The sequence below is a fragment of the Streptomyces luomodiensis genome (assembly GCF_031679605.1).
Classification (GTDB): domain Bacteria; phylum Actinomycetota; class Actinomycetes; order Streptomycetales; family Streptomycetaceae; genus Streptomyces; species Streptomyces luomodiensis.
This window is the reverse complement of record NZ_CP117522.1, coordinates 600,591-616,311: the sequence shown is the minus strand read 5'-3', so window position 1 is coordinate 616,311 and position 15,721 is coordinate 600,591. Positions and strand designations below refer to the sequence as shown.

11 protein-coding genes are annotated in these 15,721 nt (G+C 73.5%); 5 read left to right on the top strand and 6 right to left on the bottom strand.

What is annotated here, in order from left to right; translation table 11 throughout:
- Positions 1–87: 87 nt before the first annotated feature.
- The 3 genes from PS467_RS02690 to PS467_RS02680 form a co-directional block, all read right to left on the bottom strand.
- Positions 88–1,323, bottom strand: coding sequence for a globin domain-containing protein (locus PS467_RS02690; RefSeq protein ID WP_349256480.1), 1,236 nt, complete (start codon positions 1,321–1,323; stop codon positions 88–90).
- Between the two features lie 147 nt (positions 1,324–1,470).
- Positions 1,471–1,920 carry an RrF2 family transcriptional regulator gene (locus tag PS467_RS02685; protein WP_268969790.1) on the bottom strand — a complete coding sequence of 150 codons (450 nt, stop codon included), beginning with the start codon at positions 1,918–1,920 and terminating at the stop codon, positions 1,471–1,473.
- Positions 1,921–1,989: 69 nt separating this feature from the next.
- Complete coding sequence (locus PS467_RS02680) at positions 1,990–3,225, bottom strand: AI-2E family transporter (protein ID WP_432280528.1); 1,236 nt, start codon at positions 3,223–3,225, stop codon at positions 1,990–1,992.
- 202 nt (positions 3,226–3,427) lie between these two features.
- On the opposite strand from PS467_RS02680, the gene PS467_RS02675 reads away from it, so the two are divergent.
- On the top strand, positions 3,428–4,648 hold the full coding sequence (locus PS467_RS02675; protein WP_311033786.1) for a cysteine desulfurase-like protein: 1,221 nt from the start codon (positions 3,428–3,430) through the stop codon (positions 4,646–4,648).
- A gap of 33 nt (positions 4,649–4,681) precedes the next feature.
- Here the strand turns inward: PS467_RS02675 and PS467_RS02670 are convergent, their stop codons facing one another.
- From PS467_RS02670 to PS467_RS02660, 3 genes are all read right to left on the bottom strand, one after another.
- The gene (locus PS467_RS02670) at positions 4,682–5,254 is read right to left on the bottom strand and encodes a TetR/AcrR family transcriptional regulator (protein ID WP_311033785.1); all 573 of its coding nucleotides are present in this window, start codon (positions 5,252–5,254) and stop codon (positions 4,682–4,684) included.
- 108 nt (positions 5,255–5,362) lie between these two features.
- Entirely contained in the window at positions 5,363–6,754 is a 1,392-nt protein-coding gene (locus PS467_RS02665) for an amidase (RefSeq protein WP_311033784.1), read from the bottom strand.
- Positions 6,741–6,950 (bottom strand): hypothetical protein, encoded by a 210-nt coding sequence (locus PS467_RS02660; protein ID WP_311033783.1) that lies wholly within the window; start codon positions 6,948–6,950, stop codon positions 6,741–6,743. Before PS467_RS02660 ends, PS467_RS02665 begins: the two co-directional genes overlap by 14 nt.
- A 125-nt stretch (positions 6,951–7,075) precedes the next feature.
- Here PS467_RS02660 and PS467_RS02655 point away from each other — a divergent pair, with 125 nt between their 5' ends.
- The 4 genes from PS467_RS02655 (at position 7,076) to PS467_RS02640 (ending at position 15,703) form a co-directional block, all read left to right on the top strand.
- Positions 7,076–7,975: an MBL fold metallo-hydrolase gene (locus PS467_RS02655; protein WP_311033782.1), complete on the top strand. Its 900-nt coding sequence runs from the start codon at positions 7,076–7,078 to the stop codon at positions 7,973–7,975.
- 24 nt (positions 7,976–7,999) lie between these two features.
- Positions 8,000–9,280 (top strand): acyltransferase family protein, encoded by a 1,281-nt coding sequence (locus PS467_RS02650; protein ID WP_311039747.1) that lies wholly within the window; start codon positions 8,000–8,002, stop codon positions 9,278–9,280.
- A gap of 339 nt (positions 9,281–9,619) precedes the next feature.
- Positions 9,620–12,235: a glycoside hydrolase family 127 protein gene (locus PS467_RS02645; RefSeq protein ID WP_311033781.1), complete on the top strand. Its 2,616-nt coding sequence runs from the start codon at positions 9,620–9,622 to the stop codon at positions 12,233–12,235.
- Between the two features lie 45 nt (positions 12,236–12,280).
- Positions 12,281–15,703 (top strand): glycosyl hydrolase, encoded by a 3,423-nt coding sequence (locus PS467_RS02640; protein ID WP_311033780.1) that lies wholly within the window; start codon positions 12,281–12,283, stop codon positions 15,701–15,703.
- Positions 15,704–15,721: the final 18 nt, after the last annotated feature.

The window sequence follows — 15,721 nt, the reverse complement described above, 5'->3', positions numbered from 1 at the left end:
ATCGTTTACGGTCCCACGTTCACCCGGACAAAAGCGACTGACCCCTGAGCCATTCGAGTTCATCCGGCCACATCCGGAGGATCGGTGTCAGCGGTCCCCGCCGTCGCCTTGTGCCAGCCACAGATCGGGCCCGAAGACCTCGTAGTGGATCGCGGAGGGGTGCACGCCCCGTTCCAGCAGCTGGGTGCGCACCGATCGCATGAAGGGCAGCGGACCGCACAGATACGCCTGGACGCCGTCCGGGATCTCGATCCCGGACAGGTCCACGCGGCCGGTGCGCTCGGCCGGCCAGTCGCCCTCGGGCCGCTCGTACCACACCTGGCCGGTGCCCCGCGCCAGCTTGGCGACCAGCCGCTCCTGGTCGGCGCGCAGGGCGTGGTCCGCGGGCGAGCGGTCGGCGTGGACGGCGACGACCGGGCCCTGGTGGCCCCTGTCGGCCAGGTCCTCCAGCATGGCCACCATCGGGGTGCAGCCGATCCCCGCGGAGGCGAGCAGCAGTGGCGCGTCCGTGGCCTCCAGCACGACATCGCCGTAGGGCGCGGAGACGGTGAGCCGGTCGCCCTCGTGGACCCGGTCGTGCAGATGCCCGGAGACCTCACCGGCCGGGTCCGCGCCGCCGGCCACGCGCTTGACGGCGAAGGAGCGCACCGTGGCGCCGGGGGCGTTGGTCAGGCTGTACTGGCGGCTCTGCCGGGCCCCGTCGGTCAGTTCCACCTGCACCGAGACGTACTGGCCAGCCTTGAACGCCGGGGCGGGGCGGCCGTCGGCGGGCCGGATCCGGAAGGTGACCACATCCGCCGTCTCCCGGATCTTCTCGACCACCTCCCACGGCCGCCAGGTCCCGCCGGCCAGCACGCCCTGCTCCGCGTACAGCCGCCGCTCGGTCTCGATCAGGGAGTTGGCCATCAGCCAGTAGACCTCGTCCCAGGCGGCGGTCACCTCCTCGGTGGCCGCGTCGCCGAGCACCTCCGCGATGGCGGCGGCCAGATGACGGTGCACCACCGGATACTGGGCGGCGCTCACCCCGAGCGAGGCGTGCTTGTGCGCGATCCGTCTCAGCAGGGCGTCGGGGCGCACACCCGGCTGCTCCACCAGGGCGGTGGCGAACGCGGCGATCGCGCCCGCGAGAGCCTGCCGCTGGGTGCCCGCGCTCTGGTTGGCCCGGTTGAACATGTTCCGCAGCAGCTCGGGGTGGGCCGTGAAGAGCTTCCGGTAGAAGAGGTCGGTGATGGTGTCGATGGCCTCACCGACGGCGGGCAGCGTGGCGCGGACCGTCTCGGCGGACTTCTGGGAGAGCATAAGCGGACCTAACTGGTATCTCAGATTCGTATTATGCGGCGCGCCTGAAGGCGTGCGTAAAGGCGTGTCCGGCGGTGCGTCCGAAGGCGTGTGCGTACGGGGCACGGTGACCTCCGCGTCATCGCGGCTCGGCGGGACGGGGCGCGGAGGTCCGCACCCCGGACGGTGGCCTCACGGGGACAGGCCGGGCGCGCGCCCGACCAGCCCCAGCAGTACCGGGCCGGTCGGGGACGCGACCAGGTCGTCCACCGTCAGGGGGTCGAGCGAGGCGAGGAACGCCTCCTGGGCCCGGCGCAGCGCCATGCGCAGCCGGCAGCCCTGCCGCAGCGGACACGGCACGTCCCCCTCGCAGTCGACGACATCGCCGACCCCCTCGAACTCCCGGACCAGCTGGCCGATCGAGGCGGTGCGCCCCATCTCGGTGAGCGTCAGCCCGCCGCCCCGTCCGCGCCGGGTCTCGATCAGGCCCAGGTGCTGGAGCCGGGCCGCCACCTTGGCCAGGTGGCTGTAGGGCACCTGGACCTCCCCGGCGATCTGCCGGGCGGTGCAGGGCTCGGTTCCGGTGACCGCCAGCCGCATGATCGTGCGGAGCGCCAGGTCCGTGGACTTCGTCAGCCGCATGGCGGCAGCGTACGTTAATGCGAATCCTGGATGCAATTTATGTGGACGCGTTCCGGCCTCGGGTGGCGGTCAGGCCCCGCCGCGCGGCCGGTGGCGCAGGGCGCGGGTCACCGCCCAGGCGACGGACACCATGGGCACGGCCACCACCGCCCCGATCACCCCGGCGACGATGCTCCCGGCGATGACCGAAATCGCTACCACCACCGGATGGAGCCGCACCGCCCAGCTCATCACCAGCGGATGCAGCACATGGCCCTCGAACTGACCGACCGCCACGATCAGCAACAGCACCACGGCCGCGACGGCCGGTCCCCGTCCGGCCAGGGCCACCACCGTCGCCACCGCCAGCGCGATCGGCGAGCCGATCAGCGGGACGAAGGTGGCGAAGAAGACCAGCAGCGTCAGCGGCAGGGCCAGCGGCACCCGCAGCACGAACAGGGCGACACCGACCAGGGCCGCGTTGGAGGCCGCCACGACGATGATGCCCCGCGTGTACCCGGCGAAGGTGCTCCACGCCGCCCGCGCCGCCCGGTCCAGCGGAGGCCGGACGCCCTCGGGGAGCTGGTCCCGGAACCAGTGCCACATCCGGTCGCCGGAGTGGACGAAGAAGACCGAGCAGAACAGCGCCAGGAACGCCGCCGTGAGCGCCTCCACGACCCGCCCCGCACTGCTGAGCGCCCTGCTGATCAGCGCCGCGCGATGCCGCGTCACAAAGGAGGTGATCTTGTCATGGGCCCCCGACAGCACACCGTGCCGGACATGGAACGGAGGCCCCTCCAGCCACCGCTCGATCCGGCCGATGCCGCCGCGCAGCTCCCCCACGAGCCGGCCCGCCTCCGCGGCCGCCGCGGTCCCCACCAGCGCCAGTAACCCCAGCACCACGAACAGCGTGCCGAACACCGCCAGCGCCACCGCCGGCGGACGGGGGAGCACCCGCGCCAGCAGATCGGCCAGCGGCCGCAGCAAGGCGGTGGCCACCAGCGCCAGGAACACCGCGACCGCGACCAGCTCGAACCGGCCCAGCACCGTGAACGCCAGATAGACGGCCACCCCGATGACCAGCAGCCGCCATGCGTACGCGGCGGCCAGCCGCAGCCCGGGTGGGACCCGCCCGCCCTCGCCCCCCGCCCGGCGCACCGCCGCCGCCAGGGCCGCGGAGCCGGAGCGGCGGGCCCGCGCCACCGCCCGCGAGGCCCGCCACGCGCGCCACGCCCGTCCGCCGGGCACACCGCCGGGCACGCCGCGCCGCGGGCGTGCGCCCCGCCCTCTCGGCCGCTCCGGCGGGGGAGGAGAGTCGCTGCTCACGTCGGCGCCACCGCCTTCTGCGTCCCGGTCCTGCGCGGCGGAAAAGGATGGTGCTTCATCCCCATATGGTCAGATTCAATCAGGGTGGTTGTCCGGGTGCCGGAACACCTCTCCCCGGCGCGGCGGGCCTTCCCCGGCCCTGCCGTCCGGCACCGGCGCCCGCATAGGATCGCTGCGGTCACCCCTCGGCAAGGAGTCGCTCGTGACATACGACATCACCGCGGTCCGCGCGCAGTTCCCCGCCCTGAAGGCCGGGTCGGCCCACTTCGACGGCCCCGGTGGCACCCAGACCCCCCTCCCCGTCATCGAGGCCGTCTCCGACGCACTGGCCAACCCCCTGGCCAACCGCGGCCACGTCACCGCGGGGGAGCGCAACGCCGAGGCCCTGGTCGGGTCGGCCCGGCAGGCCATGGCCGATCTGCTCGGTGCCGACCCGGCCGCGATCGTCTTCGGGCGCAGCGCCACCGCCCTGACCTACGATGTCGCCCGCACCCTCGCCAAGACATGGTCGCCGGGCGACGAGGTGGTGGTCTCCCGGCTGGACCACGACTCCAACATCCGCCCCTGGATCCAGGCCGCCGAAGCGGTCGGCGCCACCGTGCGCTGGGCCGACTTCGACCCCGCGACCGGCGAACTGACCCCCGACGACATCAGCGCCCAGCTCGGCGACCGCACCCGGCTGGTCGCGGTCACCGCCGCCTCGAACCTGATCGGCACCCGCCCGGCCATCCCGGAGATCTCCCGGCGGGTCCACGCGGCCGGGGCGCTGCTTCACGTCGACGGTGTGCATTACGCCGCCCACGCCCACGTCGACATCCGGCGGCTCGGCGCGGACTTCTTCGTCTGCTCCCCGTACAAGTTCCTGGGCCCCCACCTCGGCGTCCTGGCGAGCCGGCCCGAGCTCCTGGAGACCCTGACCCCGGACAAGCTGCTGCCCTCGACGAACGCCGTGCCCGAGCGCTTCGAACTCGGCACCCTGCCCTATGAACTCCTCGCCGGCACCCGTGCCGCCGTCGACTTCCTGGCCACCCTGGCCCCCGATGCCGAGGGCAGCCGCCGGGAGCGGCTGGCGTCGGCGTACGCGGCCCTGGAACAGCACGAGAACACCCTGCGCCGGCGCTTGGACGAGGGCCTGGCCGCCCTCGGCCCGATCACCGTCCACTCCCGGGCGGCGCACCGCACCCCGACCCTGCTGCTGACCATCGACGGCCGCGACACCACCGACGCCTACCGCCACCTCGCCGGCCGCGGCGTCGACGCCCCCTCCGGCTCCTTCTACGCGGTGGAGGCGTCCCGCAGGCTGGGCCTGGGGGACACCGGAGGGCTGCGGATCGGCCTGGCCCCCTACAACAGCGCCGAGGACGTGGACCGGTTGCTGGAGGCGCTCGCGGACTTCCTGGGCGGGCCGGCCGCGCACGGCTGAACCACGCCGGCGCGGGCCGAAGCGGTCACCCGGTCACCGGCCGTCCGGGCCCACCGCGCCCAGGAGCTCCGCCACGAGACCGCGGGCATACGCGGTGTCGAGCCCGGCGGGGCGGAAGAGGATGCGGTACATCAAGGGCGCGACGACGCGGTCGATGACCGTCTCGGCATCGGGTGTGCCCTCCCCGCGGCCGGCCGCGCGGGTCAGGATGACGTCGATCTGATCGGCGGCGTAGGCCGAGCACCGGCCCGCGTTGCCACCGTCCGGGTCGCCGAGCAGGGCGTCGCGGATATAGGCCCGCCCGGCGGGCGAGGCCATCTCGTCGAGGAACTGCTCGGCCCAGGCCGTCAGGTCGGACGCCAGGCCGCCGTGGTCCCCGGGCGCGGTGTCGGGCCGCAGCCGCTCGACCGCCACGTCCGACAGCAGCTCCGTGAGGTCTCCCCAGCGACGGTAGATCGTGGAGGGGGTGACGCCCGCGCGCTGGGCGACCAGCGGCACCGTCAGGGCGTCGCGGCCCACCTCCGACTCGAGTTCGCGCACGGCGGTGTGCACCGCGGCCTGGACCCGGGCACTGCGCCCGCCGGGGCGCACCATCTGCCTGCTCATGGCGCCCACCTTAAAGCAAAATCCTTGCTTCTAGAGGGTGATGCGCCACCCGCTCCACAGAGGGTGCTGCGCCACCGCTTCGCAGAGGGCGATGTGCCACTCGCGCCGTCAGATCGCCGGCGCGAGCTCGCGGGCGGGCCGGGTCCGCTCGTAGGCGTGGCCGACCCGCAGCAGCACGTCCTCCCCGAACGGCCGGCCGAGCAGCTGCATGCCGATCGGCAGGCCCGCCGTGTCGTGGCCCACCGGGACGGACAGCGACGGCACCCCGGTGAGGTTGGCGGGGGCCGAGAGGCGCACATAGGCGTCGGAGACGCTCTCGACGGTGCCGTCCGGCCAGGTGATCGTCTCCTCGCCGGCCTTCACCGCGGTCGCCGGGACCGTCGGTGCGGCGATCACGTCGACCTCCGCCATCATGCGCGCCCACTCCCGCCGCATCAGCGTCCGGGAGCGCTGGGCGCGCAGATAGTCCCCGGCGGGCATCAGCTCACCCGCTTCCAGCAGGGTGCGCACATCCGCCTGGTACAGCTCGGGTGCCGAGCGCAGTGTGCGTTCGTGGTAGGCGGTCGCCTCCGGCACCATCAGGCCCCACTGCGTCGCCTGGATGTAGCGGGTCATGGGGATCTCGACCTCGACGAGGCGTGCGCCGAGGGCCTCGAGCCGGTCGACGGCGCCCCGGACCGCGGCCGCCACCTCGGCGTCCACGTGGTCGACGTAGTAGTTGCGCGGCACGCCGACGCGCAGTCCTGACAGGTCCTCACCCGGGCCGGGCCGGTAGTCCCGCGCGGGCACGGCCGACGAGGCGGGGTCGCGGGGGTCGTGCCCGGCCAGGACCGCCAGGACCAGGGCCTGGTCCTGGACGGTGCGGGTGACGGGGCCGACGTGGTCCAGCGACCAGGACAGGGAGGTGACGCCGTGGCGGGGGACGAGGCCGTACGTCGGCTTCAGGCCGACGACCCCGTTGAGCGCGGCGGGCACGCGGATGGAACCGCCGGTGTCGGTGCCCAGCGCGAAGGTGGCGGTGCCCGCGGCGACGGCGACGGCGGATCCGCCGCTGGAGCCGCCCGCGACCCGGCCGGTGTCCCAGGCGTTGTGGGTCTGCGGGGTGGTCAGCCCGTAGGCGAACTCATGGGTGTGGGTCTTGCCGACCAGGACCGCGCCGGCCGCGCTCAGGCGGGCGGCGACCGTGCTGTCCGCCTGGGCGCGGTGGTCGGCGCGGACCCGGGAGCTCGCGGTGGTGGCCACACCGGCGACGTCGATCAGGTCCTTCACTCCCATCGGGACGCCGTGCAGAGGGCCGCGGAGGCGGCCGGCCGCGATGTCGTCCGCGGCCTCGCGCGCCGCCCGGCGGGCCCGCTCCGCCGTCACCGTGACATAGGCGTTCAGGTGCGGCTCCACCCGCGCCATGCGCTCCAGGACGGAGTCCACCAGCTCGACGGGGGACAGCCGCCGGGTCCGGATCGCGTCGGCGGCCGCGGTCAGGGACAGCTCATACGGCCGCATCGTGCCGCTCCTCTCCCGCGCGGTAGGCGGCGGCGGGCGGGGTGTCGCCGAAGTCGAGTTCGCGCAGGACGGCGACGACCGAGTGGATGTGGTTGGCGGTGGCCGCCGCCGCGGTGTGGCGGTCGGCCGGCAGGGGGAGCCCGGCACGGTCGGCCCAGCGGGCCGCCTCCGGAGGAGTGAGTTCAGCGGCGGACATGGGGTCTGTCTCCCTCGACGGGTCAAAAGCTAATCGTTTGCGTTAGGAGACTGTAGGGCCTACCGTGAGCTAAACGCAAACGCGTTGCGTTTACTCTCCGCAGAGATCGAGGAAAGGAACGGACCATGGACACACCACAGGACATCGCCACCCCCTTCTGGACCGTGGGCGACATCACCGTCCACCGCGTCGACGAGGTGCCCCTGCCGCCGGGGACCGGGTCGTGGCTGCTGCCCGACGCCACCGCGGACGTGGTCGCACGACAGGACTGGCTGCGCCCGGACTTCGCCGACCAGGAGGGCGTCCTGCGCATCGACAGCCACAGCTTCGCCTTCGAGACGGGCGGGGCGCGGGTCCTGGTCGACACCGGCATCGGCAACGGCAAGACGCGGGCCAACCCGGCCTGGCACGACCTGCGCACCGACTACCTGGCGCGGCTGGCCGCCGCCGGGTTCCCCCCGGACTCCGTCGACCTGGTGATCCTCACCCATCTGCACACCGACCACGTCGGCTGGAACACCCGCGAGGTGGCCGGCGCATGGGTGCCCACCTTCCCCCATGCGCGCTACCTCACCTCCCGCACCGAGCGGGAGTTCTGGGCGGCCTACGACATGGACGAACCCCGCGCGCAGATGTTCCGCGACTCCGTGACGCCGATCGAGGAGGCGGGACTGCTCGATCTGGTGGACGTCCCGGCCGAGGGCGTCGAGGTCGCTCCCGGACTGCGTCTGCTCCCCACCCCCGGGCACACCCCCGGCCACATCGCCGTCCAGCTCGACAGCCGCGACGCGAGGGCGCTGATCACCGGCGACTGCGTCCACCACCCCGTGCAGCTCGCCCACCCCGCCATCGGCTCATGCGTCGACATCGACCCCGAGCGGTCCGAGGCCACCCGCCGCGCGCTCCTCGGCGGCCTCGCGGATACCGGCACCCTCCTGCTGGGCACCCACTTCCCGCCGCCCACCGCCGGCCATGTGATCACCCACCAGGACACCTACCGGCTCTCGCCGATGCCCGCGGCGTGAGGAAAGCGGTGCGTGTTCGCGTGGATGTTCCCGTGGGGGCGGTATTGGGGCGGGGGCGGTACACAGGGCAGGCTCATGGGTGCTGTACCTGTTTCCCAATGCGGAGGGTTATTCGTGGCCGCTGTTTTATCGCGTGGCGATCGGCTCCCGTCGCTGACCGGTTTTCGCTTTCTGCTGGCCGGGGTGGTATTGGCGGGTCATGTTCTGACGCTGGGGAGATTTTATGAGGATCAGGATATTTATGAGGCCGCTGATGTCTCGGCCATGGCCAGCGCGGCAGCGGTCTCCTCGTTCTTCCTGCTCAGCGGGTTCGTACTGGCATGGAACGCGTCTCCGGCGGACACCGCCATCCGGTTCTGGCGCCGTCGAGTGGTGAAGATCTTCCCCAATCATCTGGTGACGTGGACATTGATGCTGGGTCTGCTGATGGCGACGGGCACCCTCGCATCTCTTCCGGTGCCGGATCCGGGATGGGGGGAGGCGGTGCGGAATCTGCTGCTGGTGCACGCCTGGATTCCGGACATGGCCGATTTCAGCAGTGTCAATCCGGTGACCTGGTCCATCTCGTGCGAGGCGTTCTTCTATTTCCTCTTCCCCCTGCTGATCCGCCCGGTGCGCGCCGTGCCGGCCCGGCTGATCTGGCCGGTGATCGCCCTGGTGGCGGGGCTCGTGGTGGCCATGCCGGCGGTGGCGACGGCGGTCACCGACGAGGCGGACCCGGGGAGTTGGTCGCCGCTGTCGACGGAGCGCTGGTGGCTGATCTATTTCTGCCCTCCGGTGCGGCTGCTGGAGTTCGTCCTCGGGCTGGTGCTCGCCCGCGCGGTCCAGCTGGGGCGCTGGCCGGCGCTGCGTCCGCGCTGGCCCCTGCTCGCCCTGACGGGGGTCTTCGCGGCGCGGCAGGAGCTGCCGGAGGAGTACGTGTGGGGAGCCGCGACCTGTCTGCCGGTGGCCGCCCTGATCCCGGCCATCGCCACCCGCGACATCCAGGGGCGGGGGAGCCTGCTGGGACGCCGGGGCCCGGTGTTGCTGGGCGAGGCGTCGTTCGCGCTGTACATGGTCCACTTCCCGGTGCTGTACGCGATCCGGGCGATGCTGGACCGGCGGACCTTCGACACGGTGACCGCCACGGCGCTGGCCGTGGCGGTGTCGGTGCTGTGCGTGGCGGTCTCGCTGCTGCTGTGGCGCGGTGTCGAGGTGCCGATGATGCGCCGGTTCGCCCGCCCCGGCGGCCGTTCCGTGCCATCCGCGCGCCCCGCGCCCGACGGGCAGGCGGCGCCCCTGCGCCAGCAGGACCCCGCCCCGTGAGGGGAGTCCGGCGGCCCGGTGGCCCGATGGCTCGGCGGCACTGCCGGGTGCTCGGCCAGCCGTGCCGTGAGGCTGTCCCCGGCGCCGCCTGACGGCCGGGTCATCCAGCGGTGCGCCGGACCGCCGGACCGTGCGAGGGGGCCAGCTCGCACGCCGGGGCTCCTCCTCATGAGGCCCGGCGCACCGTCCCCACCAGGGTGATTGAGAAGGACGGGCGCGACTCTTGACGCACGCGGCAGTGCGGCCATAACTTCCTGGCAACTCAATCGAAACGTTTCAACGAAACGTTTCAACTTCGGTCCCCGGGAACCGCCCTGCCCCCGAAGGAGACGCACCGCCATGACCGAATCCGGATCAGTCGCAGGGCCCCCGGTGAGCCGTAGACGGGTGCTGACCGCGAGTGGTGCGGCCGCGGCCGCGTGGGCCGCCGGGCCGCCCGCCCCCGCATCGGCCGCCACCCCCGCCGAGGCCGCTCCCGCGGCAGCCCCCACCACGGCCGCTCCGGTTGCCGCCTCCGCCGAGGCCGCCCCGGCGCGGCTGGCGGCCTTCCCGCTCTCCGCCGTGCGGCTCCTGGAGAGCCCGTTCCTCGCCAATATGCGGCGCACCCTGTCCTATCTGCGCTTCGTCGACCCGGACCGGCTGCTGCACACCTTCCGGCTCAATGCCGGCCTGCCCTCCACCGCCGAGCCGTGCGGCGGCTGGGAGGCCCCGGACGTGCTGCTGCGCGGTCACAGCACCGGCCATCTGCTCTCCGCCCTGGCCTTCGCCCACGCCAACACCGGTGAGCAGACCTACGCCGACAAGGCGCGCCGGATCGTCGCGGCGCTCGCCGAGTGCCAGGCGGCCGCGCCCGGCGCGGGCTACCGGGCCGGGTACCTGTCCGCGTTTCCCGAGCGGATCTTCGACGAGCTCGAGGCGGGCGGCAAGCCGTGGGCGCCGTACTACACCCTTCACAAGATCATGGCCGGGCTGCTGGACCAGTACCGGCTCAGCGGGAACGACCAGGCCCTTTCGGTGGTGCGGCGGATGGCGGCCTGGGTCGACTCCCGCACCTCCCCGCTCGACGAGGCCACCATGCAGCGGCTCCTCGGCGTGGAGTTCGGCGGCATGAACGAGGTGCTGGCGGGCCTGTACCTGGTCACCGGCGACCCCGTCCATCTGCGCACCGCGCGCCGCTTCGACCACGAGTCGCTCTACGGTCCGCTGGCCGAGGGGCGCGACGAACTGGACGGGCGCCACGCCAACACCGAGCTGGCCAAGATCGTGGGCGCGGCCGAGGAGTACCGGGCCACCGGCGACCCGCGCTATCTGCGGATCGCGCGGAACTTCTGGCACATCGTCGTGCGCGACCACTCGTACGTCATCGGCGGCAACTCCAACCAGGAGTTCTTCGGCCCGCCCGGACAGATCGTCAGCCGGCTGTCCGAGGACACCTGCGAGAACTGCAACAGCTACAACATGCTCAAGATCGGCCGTCGGCTGTTCCGCCACGACCCGGGCACCGCGGCCTACATGGACCACTACGAGTGGACGCTGTACAACCAGATGCTCGGCGAGCAGGACCCCGACTCCGACCACGGCTTCGTCACCTACTACACGGGGCTGTGGGCCGGATCGCGCCGGCAGCCCAAGGGCGGCCTCGGCTCCGCGCCCGGCAGCTACAGCGGCGACTACGACAACTTCTCCTGCGACCACGGCACCGGTATGGAGACCCACACCAAGTTCGCGGACACCATCTACTTCCGCGACGAGAAGGCCGGCGCCCTGTACGTCAACCTCTTCATCCCCTCCGAAGTGGCCTGGGCGGAGCGCGGGCTGAGGCTGCGGCAGCACACCGGCTACCCCGACACCGACACCGTCCGGCTGACCGTCACCGAAGGCGGCGGGCGGCTGGCGCTGAAGGTGCGGATACCCGGCTGGCTCGCGGACGCCGGATCCCGGGCCCGGGTGCTGGTGGGCGGCCACCCGGTGGCCGTCAAGCCGGTACCGGGCCGCTATCTGACCCTGGACCGCCACTGGCGCACCGGCGACACCGTCGAGCTGACCTTCCCGCGCGAGCTGGTGTGGCGCCCGGCCCCGGACAACCCGCACATCAAGGCGGTCTCCTACGGCCCGCTGGTGCTGGCGGGCGCCTACGGCGACAGCGGCCCGCGCACCATCCCGGGTATCGAGCCCACCTCGGTGCGGCCGGTGGCCGGGCGCGGCGGGCTTGAGTTCACCGCCGTCGCCGAGGGCGCGAAGGTGCCGCTGCTGCCCTTCCACCGGGTGCACCACCAGAGCTACAACGTCTACTTCGCCGTCCCGCCGAGCGGCCGGCGGCGGCGCGAGATCGCCCGCTTTCCGCTGGCCGAGGGGGACGGGACGACCAGCGCGGACGCGCTGCGCCGCTTCCCGGACGCCCGGCTCGTGGGCGGCGCCTCCTGGCGGGAAGGGCCGACGGGGCCGGACGGCGCGGCGGTCGCGCTGGACGGGAAGGACGGCCATGTGGCGCTGCCCCCCGGGCTGCTCACCGGCCTCACCGAACTCACCGTGTCCGTACGGGTGTTCCTGGAGAGCGTGGCCAACTCCGCCCGCGTCTTCGACCTCGGCTTCCACAAGAACACCTACCTCTTCCTCACCCCCCGTACCGGCGCCGGGAAGGCCCGCGCCGCGTGGAAGATCGCGGGCATGGAGGCGGAGGACTACGTCGACGCCTCCACCGCCCTGGAACCGGGCCGGTGGATCCATCTGGCGCTCACCATCGGCGACGGCACCGGCGTCCTGTACGTGGACGGCGCGGAGGCGGGGCGCGATGACGCGGTGGTCTCCGGGCCGTTGCTGCTCGGCGCGACCAGCCGCAACTACCTAGGCCGCTCGCAGAACCCGGCCCATCCGTATCTGCACGGCGCCGTCGCCGACTTCCGGGTCCTGGGGCGCGCCCTGAGCGCCGCCGAGCTGTACCGCGCCGACGGCTGACCCGCGCCCTCTTACCCTGTCCCTCCCCCCCCCAGGAGTGCCCCCATGCCGGAAACCGGCGCAGCAGAGCCCGAAAGACCGATCCGGCCGACCAGGCGCCACTTCGTGCTGGCCTCCGGAGCCGTCGCCGCCGCCCTCGGCACCGGCCTGCCAGGCGCGACCCCGGCGCACGCGGAGCCCGTGGCCGGGGCGGGCTTTCCGGCCGCCCGGTTCACCGACCCCCGCCGCGACAGCCGCCCCACGGTGTACTGGTACTGGAACGGGCCGGTCACCCACGAGCTGATCGACCGCCAGCTGGCCGAGCTGCGCGCCAAGGGGATGTACGAGGTCGTCCTCTTCCCGTACGACAACGCCGAGATGAGCCCGGTGTTCTTCAGCGAGGACTGGTTCGACGTGGTCGGACACGTCCTGGCCGTCGCCGAGCGCACCGGGATGCGGGTGTGGGTGTTCAACGACAACCACTTCCCCAGTGGACGCGCCGCCGGGCTGATCGTGAACGGCGGCACGGTCGGGACCCGCCACTACCCCGCCCGCCCCGAGCTGCGGCTCAAGGCGCTGTGGCGGTCCACCACCGTGGTGGAGGGACCGGCCACCGTCGACCTGCGGGAGACGACGGGCGTCGGTGTCGAGAGCGGCCGGCTGGTGGCCGACGCCGCGGTGCTCGACGGCGCGGCCGTGCTCCGGGGCGGGGCCCGCTGGGGCGACTGCACGGTCACCGGCAGCGTCAAGGCCGAGACGGCCGCCGCCGGTCTGCTGCTGCGCGCCTCCGCCACCGGCGACGACGGCTATCTGGTCGCATTCGACCAGACCGGGGTGGTCACCGTCTCCCGGCTGGACGGCGGCGAGCGGTCCGAACTCGCCCGCAGCACCCGCACCGACGGGTTCAACCGGACCAAGTTCCACACCCTGCGGGTGACCGTCAGCGGCGCCACGCTCACCGTCGGCCTGGACGGCAAGGACAAGGGCACGGTCACCGATGACGCCCACCCGGCGGGCAGCGTCGGCGTGTACGCCACCGGCACCCAGCGCGCCCTGTGGGAGGACCTCACCATCACCGCGGCCGACGGCACGGTCCTCTACCGCGAGGACTTCACCGACCCGGCCGCGCCCGGCGAGTTCGCCACCCGCCGAAGCCCCACGGCCGCCACACCGGTGGCGGCCGCCGCCCGCCCGGCCGGGGCCGACGACGCCGCACGGCTCGTCGAGCTCACCGAGCGGCTGCGGACCACCCACCGCTGGGAGGTGCCCTCGGGGCGGTGGCAGATCGACGTGTTCGGCGGGACCGTCCTGGCCGACGACAGCCAGGGCTACAGCCGCGCCTACGTGGACCTGCTCGACGAGGAACCCATCGAGCTGATGCTGGACATGGTGCCGGGCGAGTACCACCGCAGATTCGGCCGCCACTTCGGCACCGTCGTACCCGGCTTCTGGGACGACGAGCCGTTCTTCGCCTCCGCGGAACCGCACTTCAAGCGGGCGCCCTGGTCACCCACGCTGGAGGCGGCCCTGCGGGCGGTCGGCGCCGAGCCCGGCCGGGCGTACGCCGCGCTCTTCGACGACGGCCTCGGCCAGACGGGCCAGGTGCTGCGCGGGCGGTTCTGGCAGGCGGTCTCCGACCGGTTCGCGCTCTCCTTCCGCAAACAGGCCCGCTGGTACGCCGAGCGGCGCGTCGCCCTGATCACCAATCCGCTCTACGACGAGACCGCCCCCGCCAAGCGCATCGCCTCCACCGGCGATCTGCACAAGATCAACCAGTGGGCGCAGATACCCGGCGGGGACATGATCACCGGCGAGTACGTGGCGGGCGAGCCCACCATGATCCCGCGCAACCCGGCGAGCGCCGCCCACCAGGCGGGCCGCGAGCGGGTGCTGATGGAGGCGTTCGGGAACATGGGATGGCAGGTCGCGCCCGCCTTCGCGCACGCGCTGCTGGGCGCGGCCGCCGCCCGGGGCGTCAACCTGACCGTGCTGCACGCGCTGTGGACCGACGAGACACGGGTCTTCTTCCCGCCGCCCTTCGGCCCGCGCGCCCCCTGGTGGTGGGCGATGCGCCCGCTGGCCGACTGGACCGGGCGGGTGATGGAGTGCGCCCGCGGCACCTCCGGCGCCCGCACCGCCCTGATCCAGCCGCAGCGCGCCGCCGAGCAGTGGCGGGGCACCGACCGGGGCACCGCGCTGGACACCGCGTTCGCGGCGGCCGCCCGTGCGCTGGAGAGCGCCCAGACCGACTTCGACCTCGTCCACGAGGGCGCCCTGTCCGGCGACCGGGCCCTGCGGGACCACGCCCGGACCGACGGCGGCACCCTGGCCGTCGGCCACGCCCGCTACGAGGTGGCCGTCCTGCCGAACACCCCCGTCCTGGACGCCGCCACCGCCCGTGCCCTCGCCGACTTCGCCCGCGGCGGCGGCACCGTCCTGGCCGTCGGCGACCTGCCCGGCCAGGAGGCGAACGGCGACGACGCCGCGCTGCGCCGCGCCCTGCGGGCCCTGTTCCCCGACCGGGCCCCGGGCAGCCGCCGGATCGGCCGGGGCCGGGCCGAACGGGTCGCGGACGCCGCCGGCCTGGGCGAGGCGGCCCGCAGCGCGGGCGTCGCCGCCGTCGTGCTCGATCCCCCCGCCGCCTCGGTACTCGCCCTGCGCACCACCTCCGGCCGGGACACGGCCTTCCTGCTCAACAACGAGAGCGCCGAGACCGTGACCACCGAGGCCGTCTTCCCGGCCGGCGGGGTGCCCGAACTGCGCGAGCCGACCACCGGCACGGTCACCGCCGCCCCCGTGTACGGCGCGGCGGACAGCGGCGCACCGGGCGCCGAGGCCACCCGGCTGCCGCTGCGCCTGCGCCCGTACGAGACGCTGGCCGTGGTCTTCCGCGCGGACGCCCGCGCGGGTGCCCATCTGACCTGGGCTGACCTCCCGGTCACCGCCGTGACCGCCGAGGACGGCCGGCTGCGGGTGGCGGCGGTGGCCGACGCCCCCGGCCGGTACGCGTTCACCGGCACCGACGGACACCACGGCTACCGCGGCGAGGTGCGGGTCACCGACCCCCTGCGGGCGATACCGCTGGACGGCGACTGGACCCTGACCCTGGAGCGGGACGGCGCCGAACCCGTCGTACGGCCACTGGGCAGCTGGGCCGACCTGGCCCCGGGCTTCTCCGGCAGCGCCACCTACACCAAGGACATCACCCTCACCCCGGCGGACCTCGACGGCCGCCGTCTCCACCTCGACCTCGGCGAGGTGCGCGAAGTGGCCGGGGTGACGGTGGGCGGCACCGCGCTGGAGCCCGCGCTGTGGGCGCCGTACGTCGTGGACGTCACCGACGCGCTGCGCCCCGGCGTCAACACCGTCGCCGTCCGCGTCGCCAACACCCTCGCCAACGAGCGCGGCAAGCCACTGCCGTCCGGGCTGCTGGGGCCGGTGGACTTGCGTCCGCTGCGCCCGGTGACGGTGCGTCTGACCCGTACCTGACCCGCGCCCACCGCCTGT